Source organism: Lyngbya sp. CCY1209 (assembly GCF_055795065.1).
On record NZ_JAYFER010000477.1, the window covers coordinates 1 to 295 of the forward strand.

At 51.9% G+C, this 295-nt stretch carries 1 protein-coding gene; it reads left to right on the forward strand.

Annotated elements, in window-relative coordinates:
• Nucleotides 1–91: 91 nt before the first annotated feature.
• Nucleotides 92–283 carry a hypothetical protein gene (locus AC0QHF_RS15215; RefSeq protein WP_324705076.1) on the forward strand — a complete coding sequence of 64 codons (192 nt, stop codon included), beginning with the start codon at nt 92–94 and terminating at the stop codon, nt 281–283.
• Nucleotides 284–295: the final 12 nt, after the last annotated feature.

Below are 295 nucleotides of genomic sequence, written 5' to 3' on the forward strand. Positions count from 1 at the left end.
CCTGCCGGAATGAAAAATATCGGCGCCTGCCGGAATGAAAAATATCGGCGCCTGCCGGAATGAAAAATATCGGCGCCGGACTGCCATAGCAATGGCAAATATTCGCGAAAAATTTTTCAGTCAAAGCCCCCAGAATTGGGGGTTTGGGGGCCAGACGATTCCCAGCCCCCAGAATTGGGGGTTTGGGGGCCAGACGCTAAAACTGTGCATTAGAAAGGAAATGGTGGGTTACGGCGCGGATGAAAAGTTGTGGGTTTTTCCGAAAAATTACTGCCGCGCCTAACCCACCCTACTG